This is a genomic window from Micromonospora endophytica, from assembly GCF_003236305.1.
Lineage (GTDB): Bacteria > Actinomycetota > Actinomycetes > Mycobacteriales > Micromonosporaceae > Micromonospora > Micromonospora endophytica.
Map to the genome: position 1 here is coordinate 1 of NZ_POTX01000152.1, position 14,930 is coordinate 14,930.

Below are 14,930 nucleotides of genomic sequence, written 5' to 3' on the forward strand. Positions count from 1 at the left end.
GGGGCGGTGTTACGCCCAGGGGGCCGTCGGATACCAGGGGATGATCTCCCGGCGAGCGAGCAGCCGTACGTCCCAGTAGAGGAACGTGAAGGCACCCGCGACCAGGAACGCCACTGCGATGGTCGCCGCCAACCGGGTCGGGCGCGCGGCGAACCAGCGCTGTAGCCGACTGCCGGCGAACCATGCCAGCAGCAGGAACAGCACCGCCATGATGACGATGTTGCCGATCGACTGGAGGGTGAACGCGGCGGCACCGTACAGCGGGTTGCCGCTCTCCGCGGCGTCGCGGAACATCTGGCGGAACAGCGGGAACGGCCGTCCGATCAGGAATCCGGCGATGAGCACGCCCATGAAGACCAGCGGAGCGTGCGGGTGCCGGCGGGCGATCCGGGCGAACGGATCCGGCACCACCCGGAGCGCGGCCAGCCCCAGGTAGACCATGATCAATCCGATGGCGCCGAAGACCACCATGGATTGGATGCTGCGCGGCGACAGCGATCCGGGCGTGTTCGCGGCGGTGGAGAACTGAGGCATGGACGTGCCGACCAGACCGACGATCGCGCCGTAGACGGCGGACACCGCGATCATGCCTACCGCCATCCAGCCCAGCGGGCGCAGCGGTGCCAGGAAACGGCCGAGGCGGCCGCCGGAGGTACCGGCCAGCGGCGCGATGGCACCGAACGCGGCGATGTTGCAGGCGGTGAAGGTGCCGGCCACACCGGAGACGAACGCGAAGATCACGCCGGCCGCTACTCCGCTGATCGGGGTCTGTTTGGCGTCGTGGCCCAGCATCGTGTTGGCGATGTTGTCGCCGATGGTCTGATCGACGAACTCCGCCGACCAGATCACGGTGAGCAGGAAGCCGCCCAGCACGCTGAGCAGGATGATCAGTCCGCGCCGGCGCGGCACGTCGCCGACCACGAACAGGGAGGTGGCGCGGGGCGTTGACGGTAGCTGGAGCTGCTCGACGGCGCGGGGATGACTGGTGCGTCGCTCGGTCTGGGTCACAGAAACGCTCCTCGGCATCACGGAGGGTGAGATTCTGATGATGACGGATCGGCCGAGGACGTGTTTCTTCGTGCTTGCTCAATCGACGGGCGGTCCCACCTTTCCGATGTCTGCTCCTGCTGATGGCCTCGTCGTGCCGACCCGCACGCTGACCTGAGTGCCGAGTTCGCGGAATCCCAGCGCCCGCGCCACCCGGCGAGACGCCTCCGATCGGGCCCGCCACTGGGGCAGCAGCCGGTTGGTCAGGCTGTCCGCCACCGCCGCGCCGGCCGCGAGCCGGGCGAGACCGCGCCCCCGTCGGTCCGGTGTGGTCACCACGCTCACCTGGGCCACCTGTGCGGGCCAGTGCCGGTAACCCGCCGCGGCCACCACGCGTCCGCCGGCCCGCACGACGAAGGCCGAAGAGGTGATCTCCGCCAGCCCGCATTCCTCGGCGTCCGACGCCGGCACGGAGGCCAGGAAGTCGGCGAGTTCCCGATGGCCGCCGGGCACCTTCTCCGTGACGCCCGGCCGCTGCGGCGGAAAATAGCGCTCGTCGCAGTAGGCGAGCGTGGCCGGGCCCAGGACGTCTTCGACAGGCAACACCGCTGCCAGTCGCGCGGGGTCTGTCACCGCGGGGAGGGGGAGCGCGGCAAGCGCCGCCCGGACGCTCTGCTGCAGCCGGTCGGTGGGCACGGTGCTGATCGCGGCGTCGCCCAGGGCGACGATCCCGATCCAGCCGGGCGGGCACATCAGCGATCCGGCCGACACCGCCACGACGGCACCCCGGGCGGGAAAAATCAGCGGTACGCCGGCCAACTGGACCCAGAGCCGTCGAGCCCGAGCCGCTACCGGATCAACTGTCACGAGTTCATGCTCGCTGGCCGGGCAAGCTGTTAACAGGGGGCCCCTCCTCTACCCGAGGCGTTAACAGGGGGCCCCTCCTTGCGCCAGTCCTGGTTGCATGGGTATGCGGGATGGTGCATACTCTTCCTTGTGTCCAAGGTTCTGACCTCCCTGCCCAGCGGTGAACGTGTCGGCATCGCCTTCTCCGGTGGCCTCGACACCAGCGTCGCGGTCGCGTGGATGCGCGACAAGGGCGCCGTGCCCTGTGCCTACACCGCCGACATCGGCCAGTACGACGAGCCCGACATCGCGTCGGTGCCCGGTCGCGCGCTGCACTACGGCGCCGAGATCGCCCGGCTGGTCGACTGCCGGGCCGCCCTGGTCGAGGAGGGGCTGGCCGCGTTGACCTGCGGTGCCTTCCACATCCGCTCGGGCGGGCGGGCCTACTTCAACACCACCCCGCTGGGCCGGGCGGTCACCGGGACGCTGCTGGTGCGGGCCATGATCGAGGACGACGTCCAGATCTGGGGCGACGGCTCGACCTTCAAGGGCAACGACATCGAGCGGTTCTACCGTTACGGCCTGCTGGCCAACCCCCAGCTGCGGATCTACAAGCCGTGGCTGGACACCAGCTTCGTCACCGAGCTGGGTGGCCGCAAGGAGATGTCGGAGTGGCTGCTGGAGCGCGGCCTGCCGTACCGGGACAGCACCGAGAAGGCGTACTCCACCGACGCCAACATCTGGGGCGCCACGCACGAGGCGAAGACCCTGGAGCACCTGGACACCGGCATCGAGACGGTGAACCCGATCATGGGCGTCCGGTTCTGGGACCTGTCGGTGGAGATCCCCACCGAGGACGTCACCATCGGCTTCGACCAGGGCCGCCCGGTGACCATCAACGGCAAGGAGTTCGCCAGCGCTGTCGACCTGGTGCTGGAGGCCAACGCCATCGGCGGCCGGCACGGCCTGGGCATGTCCGACCAGATCGAGAACCGGATCATCGAGGCCAAGAGCCGGGGCATCTACGAGGCACCCGGCATGGCGCTGCTGCACGCCGCGTACGAGCGGCTGGTCAACGCCATCCACAACGAGGACACCCTGGCCAACTACCACAACGAGGGCCGTCGGCTGGGCCGGCTGATGTACGAGGGCCGCTGGCTGGACCCGCAGGCGCTGATGCTGCGTGAGTCGTTGCAGCGCTGGGTCGGCACGGCGGTCACCGGTGAGGTGACGCTGCGGCTGCGCCGGGGCGAGGACTACTCGATCCTGGACACCACCGGGCCGGCGTTCAGCTACCACCCGGACAAGCTGTCGATGGAGCGTACCGAGGACTCGGCCTTCGGCCCGTCCGACCGCATCGGCCAGCTCACCATGCGCAACCTGGACATCGCCGACTCGCGGGCGAAACTGGAGCAGTACGCCAGCCTCGGCATGGTCGGCGGCGCCCCACAGCGGGTGGTCGGCGCCGCCCAGGCCGCCTCCACCGGGCTGATCGGCGCGATGCCGCAGGGCGGCGCGGAAGCCATCGCCTCCCGGGGCGTGGCCTCCGCCGAGGACGAGGCGCTGGACCGGGCCGCGATGGAGTTCGGCGTCGACTGACCGGCAGGCACCGCCAATCATGGATCCGAACGGTCGTCGGCCCACGCCGACGACCGTTCGGTCGGTTCACCGCAGGTTCATCCGAAATTCTAAGCTGGTTCATAGCCTCGCTTGATTGCATTTGCTGGTCCCTGTCTCCGATGAGATTGGCCAGCACATGCGCTCATGGCTCCGCCGGGCTCAGTCCCGCGCCCCCGCCCCGCCGGAACGTCCCGGTCCCCACCGGCCCGACGCCGACGAGTCGGCCCGGGAGCAGGGCCATGATCGCGGCGACGACCAGGTCGGGCACGCGCTGCGTGCGCCCAGCCGGCTGCACGCGTTCAACCGGTACGAGATCAAGTATCTGGTGCCGACCGACGACGTGCCGGCGCTGCGGGACCGGTTCACCGCGCGCATGGAGCGCGACAGCCACGGCGGCAGCACCGGGTACGGCGTGTGGAGCGTCTATTACGACACCGACCAGCTGCGCTTCTACTGGGAGAAGATCGAAGGGCTGAAGTTCCGCCGCAAGCTGCGGGTGCGGCACTACGGTGACCGCTCCACGATCACCGACGACAGCATCGTGCACGTCGAGATCAAGCAGCGGGTCAATCGGGTCACCCAGAAGCGCCGGATCGCCCTGCCGTACCACCTGGCCCGCGATCTGTGCGACCGGCGGCAGTTGGTCGAGCACCACCCGGAGCAGCGGGCCTTCCTCGACGAGGTGCTCGAACTGCTCTGCGGCCTGGACCTGAAGCCGGTGGCGATGACCGGCTACCAGCGGGAGGCGTTCGTCGGCCGCGACGCCGACCTCGGCCTACGGGTCACCCTCGATCATCGGGTACGCGGCCGCGACCGCGACTTCCACCTCGGCGCGGACGCGGAGAACCGGCTCATCGTGCCGGCGAAGTTCTCCGTGCTGGAGATCAAGGCCAATGAGCGGGTGCCGTACTGGCTCACCGATCTGGCGGCCCGGTCGAATTTGTCCATCGTCCGGATGTCGAAGTACTGCCAGAGCGTCGAGGCATTCGGTCGCGCTCCCCGTTCCGTCTACCACGTCGCTGACGACGACACCGTTCTGCCCGCCAGCCCGATGGCCGCCGCGCCGGCCCCGAACTACGCCAAGAGTGAGGTCTGACCCCATGCCGTTCGAGTTCCAGGATCTGTCCGGCACCTTCAGTGTCGGCGACATCGCCCTGGCCCTGTCATTGTCGTTCCTGCTCAGCGCGATGATCGGCTGGGTCTACCGGTTCACCCACCGCAACGTCTCGTACAGCCAGTCGTACGTGCAGACGCTCGTCATCCTCGGCATGCTCATCTCGCTGATCATGCTGGTCGTCGGCTCCAACATCGCGAGAGCATTCGCCCTGGTCGGTGCGCTCTCCGTGGTGCGGTTCCGCAACGCGATCAAGGAGACCCGCGACGTCGGGTTCATCTTCCTGGTGATGGGCATCGGGATGGCCTGCGGCACCCGGTTCTACGTGCTGGCCGTGGTCGCCGCCATCGCGATCAGCCTGATCATCGTGCTGATGTACCGCTTCAACTGGTTCGCCTCCAGCGTGCAGCGGCAGGTGGTGAAGGTGCAGGTGCCGCCGACCGGCAACTACACCGAAAATCTCCAGGACGTGTTGATCCGCTTCACCAGTGAGTTCGAGCTGGTGAGCATGGAGACCATCCGGGGCGGGGCGCTCACCGAGATCATGTACACGGTGCGGTTGAAGAAGGGCGCCGAACCCGGTGAGCTGATCAACGCGTTGGCTGAACGGACCGGTGGCCAGCGGGTGACCGTGCTGACCGGCTACGACCAGACGGATCTGTGATGCGCTGGAAGCGCCGGATTCCGATCCGGATCCGACATTACTGGAAGTTCCTGGCCGGCTGCCTCGCGTTCGTGCTGGTGCTGACGGTCACGCTCAGCACCGTACGTATCCGCCCCTACGTCACCAGCACCAGCGACACCGGCGGCGACGTGGTCACCCAGAACATTCTCGGCACTGTCGACCTGTTCGACGAGACCGTGGCACACAGTATCGAGCTGGTGTTCCGGGACGCGGACTACGAGCGCATGCTCGACGCCTTCTACGACGAGGGGGACAAGGAGTACATCGAGGCCGACCTGGTCATCGACGGCACCACCATCCCCAGCGTCGGCATCCGACTCAAGGGCAACTCCACGCTGCGCAGCCTGAGCCGCAACGGCGAAACCCCACAACGCTCCGGCGGCCAGGGCGGACCGGGTGGTCAGGGCCGCCAGGGCCAGCAGGGTGAGCAAGGTGGTCAGGGCCAGCAGGGCCGCCAGGGCCAGCAGGGTGGTCAGGGCCAGCAGGGTGGCGGCTGGATCGGTGGCGGTGGGTTCGCCCAGTCGTCGCTGAAGGCCGAGGAACCGGAGACATTGCCGTGGCTGATCCGCTTCGACGAGTACGTTGACGGCCGCCGCTACCAGGACCACCGGGAGATCGCGGTGCGGGTGGCCGGCATGGGCGGCGGGTCGACGGTGCTCAACGAGGCGGTCACCCTCGACCTGCTCGCCGCCGCCGGCGAGGTGAGCCAGGAGTACGCGTACACCAGCTTCACGGTCAACGACCGGCCGACCACCGCGCGGTTGGTCATCGAGCATCCCGACGAGAACTTCGCCGACGACTTCGACAGCTCGGGTGTGCTCTACAAGTCCCTGGCCACCGGGCAGTTCACCGACCAGGGCGACGACCCGATCGACTACGCCGACGACTTCAAACAGATCACCATGAAGGGCAGTCAGGACCTGCAACCGGTCATCGACCTGATCAAATGGGTCAACACGGCCAGTGACGAGGAGTTCGACGAGCAGCTCGCCGACCGGGTCGACGTGGAGTCCTTCGCCAGATACGCGGCCTGGCAGAACCTGCTGCTGAACTTCGACGACATGTCCGGGCCGGGGCGCAACTACTACCTCTGGTACGACCTCGGCACCAAGAAGTTCACCGTGATCGGCTGGGATTACAACCTCACCTTCAGCGGCAGCGCCACCCAGGGACCGCACGAGCAGGGTCGGCTCGGTGGCGGGTTCCGCGGCGGCATGCGCGGTGGGACCGACGCCACGGGTGAACAGACCGACGCCGAAGCACCGGAGGGCTTCACCCCGCCGGAAGGCTTCACCCCGCCCGAGGGCTTCACCCCGCCCGAGGGCTTCACCCCGCCGGAGGGCTTCACCAGGCCCGACGGGGAAGCCGGTCCGGGCGGCAACGGCGGGTTCGGGGGCAGCGGTCACAAGCTCAAGGAGCGCTTCCTGGCCAGCGAGAAGTTCAAGCAGGTGTACGAGGCTGCCTACCGCAGCCTCTACCAGCAGGTGTACGCCGACGGTGCGGCGCTGGCCACTGTGGACGCCGTCACCGAGGTGCTCGCCACCGTCGACGGCTACGACGAGTCGGCGGCGACAAGCGACGCGGAGAACCTGCGTACGCTGATCCAACAGCGCACCGAGAGCCTCGCCACCAACGAGGTGATCACCGGGAGTTGACCGGTCGCCGCGGGGCGGCCGTTCGGCTCATACGGTGATGACGACCTTGCCGGCCGGCCGCCCTTCGGTGAAGTGACGGAGTGCCTCCGCCGCTTCGGCGAGCGGATAGCTGCGGTCGACCGGTGGGGTCAGCGCACCGGAGCGGATGAGTTCGCTCAACTCGTCGAGGTCCTCGGTGCGCTCCACCGCGTTGACGGCGCGCAGCCGTTGGCCGACGACCGTCGACAGCAGCGGCGCTCCGAGTATCTGTCGGCCGTATCCGCCGAGCAGCGGGCCCCTGGTCCAGTCGCCGCCGACCAGCGCCAGGGTTCCGCGCGGGGTGAGTGCGCGTCGCAGCAGCGACAGTGGGCGGTCACCGCCGGTGTCGATGACCACGTCGTGGACCGGGCCGTCCCGGTCGATCTCCGCACGGGTGTAGTCGAGGACGTCGTCGGCGCCGAGGGAGCGGACGAATCTGGTCTTCTCCGGGGCGCAGACGCCGGTCACGGTGGCGCCGTACGCCTTGGCGATCTGCACGGCCTGGGAACCGACGCCGCCGGACGCGCCGATGACCAGCACCCGGTGACCCGGGCGCACCTGGCCGCTGTCGCGGACCGCGCGGAGCGCCGTCATCCCGGAGACGGGTACGGCGGCGGCCTGCGCGAAGGACACGTTGGCCGGCTTGGGGGCCAGCCGCTTCTGGTGGGTGGCGGTGAACTCGGCGTAGGTGCCGCGCAGGGAGGTGCCGTACACCTCGTCGCCGGGCCGGAAGCGGGTCACCCGGGGGCCGACCTCGGTCACCACGCCGGCCAGGTCCCGGCCGAGTACCGGCACCCGGGGTCGGCGCAGCCCGGCTGCGAGCCGCGCCAGGTAGGGACGCCCGGCCATGAAGATCAACACTCCCGGGTCGACGGCGGCGGCGCGCACCGCGACCAGCACCTCTTCGTCGCTGATGCGCGGCCGCTCGACGTCGCGCAGCCGGAGTACGTCTGTCGTGCCGTAAACGTCGTGCACGATGGCCTTCATGATGTCTCCTCGGGATACTGGAACACCTCGTCGAGCCGTACGCCGAAGACCCGGGCGATCCGGAAGGCCATCTCCAGCGACGGGGAGTAGCGGCCCTGTTCGATGGCGATCACGGTCTGCCGGGTCACCCCGACCCGGTCGGCGAGTTCGGCCTGGGTCATCTCGTTGCGGGCGAAGCGCAGCGCCCGGATGTTGTTGGTGACGCGGGTCGGTTTCACCACTGCGGCACGCCCTTGCGGTATGCGATCACCTTGGCCAGCGAGCCGACGACTGCCGAGAGTACGAAGCACAGGTAGATCACGTTGGCGATCCAGAACCAGTGCCACTGCGCCATCGCCATCAGCATCGCCGCCACCGCGCCGATCACCACGAACGCCTGCCCGACGCGGTCGCCGAGCCGCCCGATCTCCCGATCCCGGTCGTCGGTGACCCGGGAGGCTCGTGGGTTCAGCACGCCCATGCCGATCTCGGCCAGGATGCTTGCCACCATGGCTCCGCCGATCGTCCACAGCATCGCGGCGACGTACGGCGTCGCGGTCAGCGAGCCGCCTTCGGCCCGGCTCAGCAGCACGGCCGCGTAGCCGGTGTAGGCGAGCAGGCTGACCATCAGCATGATCCAGGCGCGTCTCTCCTCGTGCGTCATGGCCGGCTCCCCATGTAAAGAATCCTTGACACGCCAAGAGTAAGACATCTTCGACTTCATGTCTAGAAACTTTTACATCGCTGCGCGTCCGAAGCCGCTGCGGACGAGGACGGCCGGGTGTTGCGGCCGAAGATCGACGCGGCGGCTGATCGGCTCCGGCCGGCGGTGCCCTTGCATCGGGTTCGTCCAATGGATCACGTGACCGACGACATCGAGCACCGGCTTTCCGGGGCAGCCGAGGCGCTGCGCGAGTACGAGGTGACCACGCACCGGGTCGCGGACCTGCGTGCCCGGGTCGACGAACTGGCCGGGCAGGTCGCGCGGCTGCGAGAGCGGTGCGTGGACGAGGAGAAGGACGTCGCCCGGCTGGAGGGCGTCTCGCTGACCCGGGTGCTGGCCTCGCTGCGGGGCGCCCGGGACGACCTGCTGGCCCGGGAACGGGCCGAGGCCGACGCCGCCCGCTACCGCGCGGCCGAGGCCGCCTCCCGCCTCGACGCGCTGCGGCGGGAGCACGACGCCGCCTGCGCGCGGCTCGGTCGACTCGCCGGGGCACCCGACGCGTACGCCGCCGCGCTCGACGCCAAGGAGCGGCACCTGACCGGCACCGGCGACCCGCGTGCGGCGCGGCTGCTGGCCCTGGCCGACCAGCGTGGACGGCTCACCGGCGAGCTACGCGAGGTGGCCGAGGCCGAGCAGGCCGCCCGCGCCGCCCAGGAGGCCCTGGAGGAGGTGCAGCGCAGCCTCGACAGCGCCTCGGGCTGGTCGACCTACGACACCTTCTTCGGCGGCGGGGTGGTGGGCAGCGCGATCAAACACTCCCGCCTGGACGACGCGGCACAGGCCGCCGCCCGCGCCGAGCGGTGCCTCGCCGCGCTGCGCACCGAACTCGCCGACGTGCCGGGCATCGACGTGATCGCGCCACGGCTGGCCGTCGGCAGCCTGACCCGGTTCGTCGACATCTGGTTCGACAACATCTTCACCGACCTGGCGGTACGGGAGCGGATCACACAGGCCAGGTCCCACGTCGCGCAGTGCCGGCGGTTGGTCAGCGACGTGCGGGTCCGGCTCGCGCAGCGGGCCGCCCGGGACCACGCCAGCCTCGGCGCGATCGAGACCGAACGTGAGCACCTGCTTGCCGACGGCTGAGATCGGGGCCTGAGCCACCGCCGACCGTCCCGGTGCGGCGCCGCAGCCGGCGACCCGCTCCTACCCGGCGGGTCAGCGGTGGGTGGCCCGAAGGGCGTCGTGCAGTTCCCGCGCCACCTGCGCCAGCGCCGCCTCCGCCTGCGGCTGCACGGCCGCCGGCACCGACGACTCGCTCAGCGCGGCCACCGCGTACGCCTGCCCGTCGCTGTGTTCCACCACGCCGACCTCGTGCCGCAGGTTGAGCAGGGTGCCGGTCTTCGACGACCAGCGGGAGGCGTCGGAGCTGAAGTCCGGGGCGAGTCGCTGCCGCAGCAGGTTCTCGCCCATCAGCTCGCGTACCCAGGCGGCGACCGGCGCCGGGATGCGCGACGGGCGCCACAGGGCGTGCAGCAGCTCGACGAAGGCCCGAGCCGAGCCGGCGTTGGCCCGGCCCACGTCGAGCTGGGGGACCGGATGGCCCTGACCGGCGGTGGTCGCGGACGCGGCGAGGGAATGCGCGAGGTGGACCTCGTCCGGGGCGAACCGCTCGGCCGGAGTGTCGGTGAGGTCCCGGGTGCGGTGCCGGATGCTGATCCCCTCGAGGCCGAAGCGGCGCAGCGTGGCGATGACCTCAGCCGGCGGGGTGAGGCTGAACAGCGTGTCCGAGGCGCCCTCGTCGCTGATCGCCATGCTGAGATAGAGCAGGTCGTCGACGGCCACGGTGGCCGGGTGCCGGAACCGGCTCAGCCCGGTCGGACCCGGTGTCCGCACCCGGCCGGGCGCCACCGTGACCGCTGTGGCGCCGTCGAGTTCGCCGCGTACGATCCGATCCACGGTGGCCAGCGCGAGCGGCACCTTCACCAGCGACGCGACCGGAAGGACGACGTCGGTGTCGAGCCCCAACTCGTCGCCGGTGTCGAGGTCGCGAACCAGCAGGCAGCCGCGCAGCCCGGCCTGGCGCAGCGTCTCCCGAGCTGCGCGGAGCAGCCGGCCGACCGTCACGTCGGCTCCCGCCGGCCGTGCGCCGGCCGGTCCTCGGGCACCTGCTCCTCCGCACCGAGACACCGACCGATGGCGGCGCCCAGCAGGCCGCGTAGCCGCTCGGCGTCCTCGCGTACGCCGGCGGTCACCTGGTAGCCGCGGACCGGCCGCAGCCCGCCGAGGGGCCGCCAGTGCAGCCCGAGCTCCCGGGCCTCGGCGGGTGAGCAGAGCATCAGGTCGGCGCCGGCGAGCGCCTCGGCGGTGGCGTCGACCAGGGAGGCCGAGACCGCCACCTGGGCCGGTTGCAGCCCGGCGGCGTCGCGTAGCCGGGTCAGCGGGTCGCGGACGTGCGGCACGTCGTCCTCCGGTGAGAGCCAGACCCGGCGTCGTCGGGGTCGCCGGTCGGCGCGTGGCGCGCGCAGCGTCTCCAGGTGAATCACCTCCACACCCGGGTCGGTGCCGCTGCCGAGACCCAGCGGCACCCGCCACGCGGCCTCGTCGGGCGGTACGCCCACCAGCGCGCCGCGCACCTCGAAACTCTGCCGCAGCCGCGCCCGTTCCGCCGGCTCGGCTCGGCGCGGCGCAGTTCCAGGTTCAGCTCGTGTCGCCGGGCCTCCACCACCAGACCGGCAAGCGATCGTGGCGCGCAGGCCGCCGGCACGGCCAGCCGGAACGGACGCAGTCGGGCCCGTTCGGCGTCGTGCTCCATCGCCTCGGCCAGGTCCACGATCCGCCGGGCCGAGTGGAGCATGTCCCGCCCGAACGGGGTGAGCGTGACGCTACGCGAGGTGCGGTCGAAGAGCCGACCACCGAGGTGCTGCTCCAGGGCGGCGACCCGGCGGCTCGCCACCGACTGGGGGATGCGGGCGACGGAGGCGCCGACGGTGAAGCTGCCGTGCTCACCGACCGACACGAACGCCCGGCAGGCCGCCACCAGGTCCACACCGGAATTCTATGCCGGATCAGCATCAGTATCGCCTTCGGTGTCTTCGACAGCATGGACGAGCGCTGCGAGCCTGGTTACCGGCCATCCGGGAAGGTCTCCGGGTGCCGGGACGACCGACGGAAGGACCAGACTTGACCAGCACCATCCGCCGTACCCGAAACCGCGCCCTCGCCGCCGCGCTGGCGCTCGGCCTGCTTGCCGGGTGCTCACCCGGCACCCCCACCGCGCCCGCGTCACCGTCTGCCGCGTCGCCGACCTCGTCGTCGCCGTCCACCGCGCCGGTGGCCGTCGACTTCGCCCCGCTGGAGGGGGAGTTCGACGCCCGGCTCGGGGTGTACGCGCTCGACACCGGCACCGGCCGCACCGTCGCGCACCGGCCCGACGAGCGCTTCGCGTACGCCTCGACGTTCAAGGCCCTCGCCGCCGCCGCGGTCCTCGCCGACACCTCCACCGAGGAACTGGACCAGATCGTCAAGTACTCCCGCGACGACCTGGTGACCTACTCGCCGATCACCGAGCAGCACGTCGAGACCGGCATGTCGCTGCGGGCGATCGCCGACGCGGCGGTGCGCTACAGCGACAACACCGCCGGCAACCTGCTGCTCGACCGGCTCGGCGGGCCGGCTGGTTTCCAGCAGGTGCTGCGCGACATCGGCGACGAGGTCACCGAGCCGGCGCGGTGGGAGACCGAACTCAACGAGGCGACCCCGGGCGACACCCGCGACACCAGTACGCCCCGCGCGCTGGCCACCTCGCTGAAGACGTACGCCGTCGACGACGCGCTCACCGCAGAGGACCGGGCCGTGCTTGTCGACTGGCTCAAGGGCAACACCACAGGCGACAAGACGATCCGGGCCGGCACCCCGGACGGCTGGCAGGTGGGCGACAAGACCGGCTCCGGCGGCTACGGCACCCGCAACGACATCGCCGTGATCTGGCCGCCGGACCGGGCCCCGATCGTGTTGGCCGTGCTCTCCAGCAGGTCCGACAAGGACGCCGAGCGCGACGACGCCCTGCTCGCCCGCGCCACCGAACTAACCCTCACCGCCCTGCGGTGAAAGGAGGGGCCCCCTTATAACGCCTCGTGTAGAGGAGGGGCCCCCTCTTAACGACAATCGGCCGGGCCGGCGCACAAGCGCCGGCCCGGCACGGCGTACCGGCCAGGTGTCGAGATCCTCGGCCGAGGACCTCGACACCTGGCGTAGCGCGGCTCAGCAGCGGCTGATCGTCGAGTTGTTCAGCGTGACGTTGCTGATGGTCAGGTTGGCCGTGCAGGGGCTTTCCAGGATCCGGCTGTTGACGAGGGTGAAGTTGCGCAGGGTCAGGTCCCGGTTGCCGGGGAACTCGGTCCGGGCGGCCAGGCGTACCTCGCCGCCACCGCTGATCGTGCCGCCACCCGCGGCGATGTCCACGCCGTAACAGTTCTCCAGCAGGATCGCGTTGTTGCCGGTGTTGGCGATGTCGACGCGATTGATCGCCAGCCCGCCGGACTCCGAGACACAGAAGACGCCCCGACCGCCCCCGCGCGCCCGTACGGTGCCGACCCGGATGTTCGTCGGGTAGCTGGAACCGATCCGACCGGCCCGGTTGGCGATCCGGAAGGCCGCGTACCCGGTGCCGGCACCGGCGTTCTCCGCGTCGACGGTGGTCACCGTGGCGTTGATCGTCTGGTTGAGCAGCAGCCCCGACTCGCCGACGTTGCGCGCGGTGACGGTGCCGACGGTCAGACCGTCCACGCCGTACGTCTCCACCGCGTGCGACCCGGCACCGGAGACGTACACGTTGTCGATGCGGACGTTGCGGGTCCACTGGCTGGTGTCGCCCCGGTTGTCGATGCGTACGCCCAACCCGCCGGAGAGCCGCATGTCGATCTGACCGAGCACCACGTCGGTGACGTTGCGCAGGAAGATGCCGTACAGCGGAGTACCGGTGACGGTGAGGTGCTGCACCTCGATCTGGGTGGTGCCACGGGAGTAGATCGGCGCCTGGTCACCGCTGCCCGACCCGGTCACGTTTATCGTGCCGCACACGTCGATCGTGGTGTAGCTGGGCAGGGAGATGCGGGAGCCGGCGCTGATCGAGCCGGAACCGCGTACCACGACCCGCTGCTTGCTGGTCCGGCCGGCGCTGAGGCTGTTCACCGCGGCCTGCACGGCCGCCCGCATGTCGCCGCCGGTGTAGACGGTGGTGCCGCCGTTGCGGGCGGTCCACGTGCCGCCGTTGAGCACCGCCTCGGCCTGGAAGGTGCCGCTGCCACAGCCGCTGCCCGGGGCACCGCTGCCGAGGCCGACCAGTTGCCACTGCTGGTTGACGCCGTTCTGATCCTGGAACTGGGAGATCATGCCCCCGTCGGCGGTGGACCAGCCCCACACGTCCAACGCCTTGTTGGAGTGGCGGTTGACGAAGCGTACGTGGCCGCTGTCGGAGTCGGCCAGCCGGAAGTGTTGTCGGGTGTTGCCGCTGGCCGCGGCGTTCTGGACGAGCTGCGCGCCGTCGGTGGCGTTCGGCAGTTCGAGCACTTTGCCGCTGAACACCGAGCGGATCTGGTAGTAACCGCCGCCGGCGTCGACGAAACGCCACTGCTGGTTGGTGCCGTCGTTGCGGCTGTACTGGTTGATCGGGGCGTTGTCGGCGGTGGACCTGTTCCACACGTCCATCGCCTTGCCGCTGTGTCGGTTGACGAACACGTATGTGGCGTTGGGGTCGACGGTGGCGGCTGACGCGGTCGGTGCGGCGACCACGGCAGCGGTGCCGAGCATGGCCAGCGTGGTGACGACGACCAACCAGCGGCGTGGTCGTCGCGTCGTTCTCCGGGGCAGCATGCGAAGGTCCTCCGGTACGGGTCGGTGGTGGTGTGGCGGGAGACCAAGATCAACCGTGCCGGCACCTGACGTCCGGACGGCGGATGGCCGGACGGGGCGGGAATCACGCGATCCCAGCCCCGCCCGGGCCGGGATCACGCGATCGTGCAGGGGGTTCCGTTGAGGGTGAAGGAGGACGGGCGGGCGGTGTTGCCGCTGTGGCTGGCCTGGAAGCCGATGGTGGTCGAGGCGTTCGGGGCGATGGTGGCGTTGTAGGAGACGTTGCGCGCGGTCACCGCGCCGGAGGTGGGGGAGTACGTCGCGTTCCAGCCGTTGGTGATGGTCTGCCCGCCGGGCAGGGTGAACGCGAGGCTCCAACCGTTCACCGCTGTGGGAGCCGTGTTGGTGATGGTCACCGAGGCGGTCAGGCCGGTGTTCCAGGCGCTGACCACGTACCCGATCCGGCAGCCGGTGCCCGGCGGCGGCGCGGTGGGAGTGACGGTCGGCGACGGGGTCGGCGAG

16 protein-coding genes are annotated in these 14,930 nt (G+C 70.3%); 6 read left to right on the top strand and 10 right to left on the bottom strand.

The window, feature by feature from the left end; genetic code table 11:
* Positions 1-9: 9 nt before the first annotated feature.
* Positions 10-1,008: a hypothetical protein gene (locus C1I93_RS20285; RefSeq protein WP_111244885.1), complete on the bottom strand. Its 999-nt coding sequence runs from the start codon at positions 1,006-1,008 to the stop codon at positions 10-12.
* A 78-nt stretch (positions 1,009-1,086) separates the two neighbouring features.
* Positions 1,087-1,854, bottom strand: coding sequence for a GNAT family N-acetyltransferase (locus C1I93_RS20290; protein WP_111244886.1), 768 nt, complete (start codon positions 1,852-1,854; stop codon positions 1,087-1,089).
* 129 nt (positions 1,855-1,983) lie between these two features.
* On the opposite strand from C1I93_RS20290, the gene argG reads away from it, so the two are divergent.
* The 4 genes from argG to C1I93_RS20310 all read left to right on the top strand — a co-directional run bounded on the left by argG (position 1,984) and on the right by C1I93_RS20310 (position 6,907).
* Positions 1,984-3,432, top strand: coding sequence for an argininosuccinate synthase (gene argG, locus C1I93_RS20295; protein ID WP_111244887.1), 1,449 nt, complete (start codon positions 1,984-1,986; stop codon positions 3,430-3,432).
* A 157-nt stretch (positions 3,433-3,589) separates the two neighbouring features.
* Positions 3,590-4,549 (top strand): polyphosphate polymerase domain-containing protein, encoded by a 960-nt coding sequence (locus C1I93_RS20300; RefSeq protein WP_111244888.1) that lies wholly within the window; start codon positions 3,590-3,592, stop codon positions 4,547-4,549.
* A 4-nt stretch (positions 4,550-4,553) separates the two neighbouring features.
* Positions 4,554-5,231, top strand: coding sequence for a DUF4956 domain-containing protein (locus tag C1I93_RS20305; protein ID WP_111244889.1), 678 nt, complete (start codon positions 4,554-4,556; stop codon positions 5,229-5,231).
* A complete protein-coding gene (locus tag C1I93_RS20310) occupies positions 5,231-6,907 on the top strand; it encodes a CotH kinase family protein (protein WP_111244890.1) in 1,677 nt (558 codons plus the stop codon). Before C1I93_RS20305 ends, C1I93_RS20310 begins: the two co-directional genes overlap by 1 nt.
* A gap of 27 nt (positions 6,908-6,934) precedes the next feature.
* On the opposite strand, the gene C1I93_RS20315 is transcribed toward C1I93_RS20310, so the two are convergent.
* From C1I93_RS20315 to C1I93_RS20325, 3 genes are read right to left on the bottom strand one after another with little or no spacing between them, the layout of a single operon-like run.
* Positions 6,935-7,912 (bottom strand): NAD(P)-dependent alcohol dehydrogenase, encoded by a 978-nt coding sequence (locus C1I93_RS20315; protein WP_111244891.1) that lies wholly within the window; start codon positions 7,910-7,912, stop codon positions 6,935-6,937.
* Positions 7,909-8,133: a helix-turn-helix transcriptional regulator gene (locus C1I93_RS20320; RefSeq protein WP_111244892.1), complete on the bottom strand. Its 225-nt coding sequence runs from the start codon at positions 8,131-8,133 to the stop codon at positions 7,909-7,911. Before C1I93_RS20320 ends, C1I93_RS20315 begins: the two co-directional genes overlap by 4 nt.
* Positions 8,127-8,555, bottom strand: coding sequence for a hypothetical protein (locus tag C1I93_RS20325; protein ID WP_111244893.1), 429 nt, complete (start codon positions 8,553-8,555; stop codon positions 8,127-8,129). Before C1I93_RS20325 ends, C1I93_RS20320 begins: the two co-directional genes overlap by 7 nt.
* Before the next feature lie 198 nt (positions 8,556-8,753).
* Here C1I93_RS20325 and C1I93_RS20330 point away from each other — a divergent pair, with 198 nt between their 5' ends.
* Positions 8,754-9,701: a hypothetical protein gene (locus C1I93_RS20330; RefSeq protein WP_146603540.1), complete on the top strand. Its 948-nt coding sequence runs from the start codon at positions 8,754-8,756 to the stop codon at positions 9,699-9,701.
* Between the two features lie 72 nt (positions 9,702-9,773).
* Here C1I93_RS20330 and C1I93_RS20335 read toward each other — a convergent pair whose 3' ends face one another.
* Genes C1I93_RS20335 through C1I93_RS32625 form a run of 3 tightly spaced genes read right to left on the bottom strand, consistent with a single transcriptional unit; the run spans position 9,774 to position 11,604 of the window.
* Positions 9,774-10,682 (bottom strand): serine hydrolase, encoded by a 909-nt coding sequence (locus tag C1I93_RS20335; RefSeq protein WP_111244895.1) that lies wholly within the window; start codon positions 10,680-10,682, stop codon positions 9,774-9,776.
* Entirely contained in the window at positions 10,679-11,191 is a 513-nt protein-coding gene (locus C1I93_RS32620) for a hypothetical protein (protein WP_223256667.1), read from the bottom strand. The genes C1I93_RS20335 and C1I93_RS32620 overlap by 4 nt, the downstream gene beginning before the upstream one ends.
* Positions 11,098-11,604 carry a LysR family transcriptional regulator gene (locus C1I93_RS32625; protein WP_223256666.1) on the bottom strand — a complete coding sequence of 169 codons (507 nt, stop codon included), beginning with the start codon at positions 11,602-11,604 and terminating at the stop codon, positions 11,098-11,100. The genes C1I93_RS32620 and C1I93_RS32625 overlap by 94 nt, the downstream gene beginning before the upstream one ends.
* Positions 11,605-11,738: 134 nt before the next feature.
* Between C1I93_RS32625 and bla the strand changes: the two genes are divergently transcribed.
* Positions 11,739-12,665 (top strand): class A beta-lactamase, encoded by a 927-nt coding sequence (gene bla / locus C1I93_RS20345; RefSeq protein WP_223256665.1) that lies wholly within the window; start codon positions 11,739-11,741, stop codon positions 12,663-12,665.
* 153 nt (positions 12,666-12,818) lie between these two features.
* Here the strand turns inward: bla and C1I93_RS20350 are convergent, their stop codons facing one another.
* Positions 12,819-14,429 carry an RICIN domain-containing protein gene (locus C1I93_RS20350; RefSeq protein WP_111244897.1) on the bottom strand — a complete coding sequence of 537 codons (1,611 nt, stop codon included), beginning with the start codon at positions 14,427-14,429 and terminating at the stop codon, positions 12,819-12,821.
* A 134-nt stretch (positions 14,430-14,563) separates the two neighbouring features.
* Positions 14,564-14,930: cellulose binding domain-containing protein (locus C1I93_RS20355; RefSeq protein WP_181445247.1), on the bottom strand; the 367-nt coding region annotated here is incomplete at its 5' end.

Excerpts from the sequence above, each read along its gene's own strand:
- C1I93_RS20310 (WP_111244890.1), top strand. The coding sequence starts at position 5,231 with ATGCGCTGGAAGCGCCGGATTCCGATCCGGATCCGACATTACTGGAAG.
- C1I93_RS20350 (WP_111244897.1), bottom strand. The coding sequence starts at position 14,429 with ATGCTGCCCCGGAGAACGACGCGACGACCACGCCGCTGGTTGGTCGTC.
- C1I93_RS20315 (WP_111244891.1), bottom strand. The coding sequence starts at position 7,912 with ATGAAGGCCATCGTGCACGACGTTTACGGCACGACAGACGTACTCCGG.
- C1I93_RS20325 (WP_111244893.1), bottom strand. The coding sequence starts at position 8,555 with ATGACGCACGAGGAGAGACGCGCCTGGATCATGCTGATGGTCAGCCTG.
- C1I93_RS20300 (WP_111244888.1), top strand. The coding sequence starts at position 3,590 with ATGCGCTCATGGCTCCGCCGGGCTCAGTCCCGCGCCCCCGCCCCGCCG.
- C1I93_RS20305 (WP_111244889.1), top strand. The coding sequence starts at position 4,554 with ATGCCGTTCGAGTTCCAGGATCTGTCCGGCACCTTCAGTGTCGGCGAC.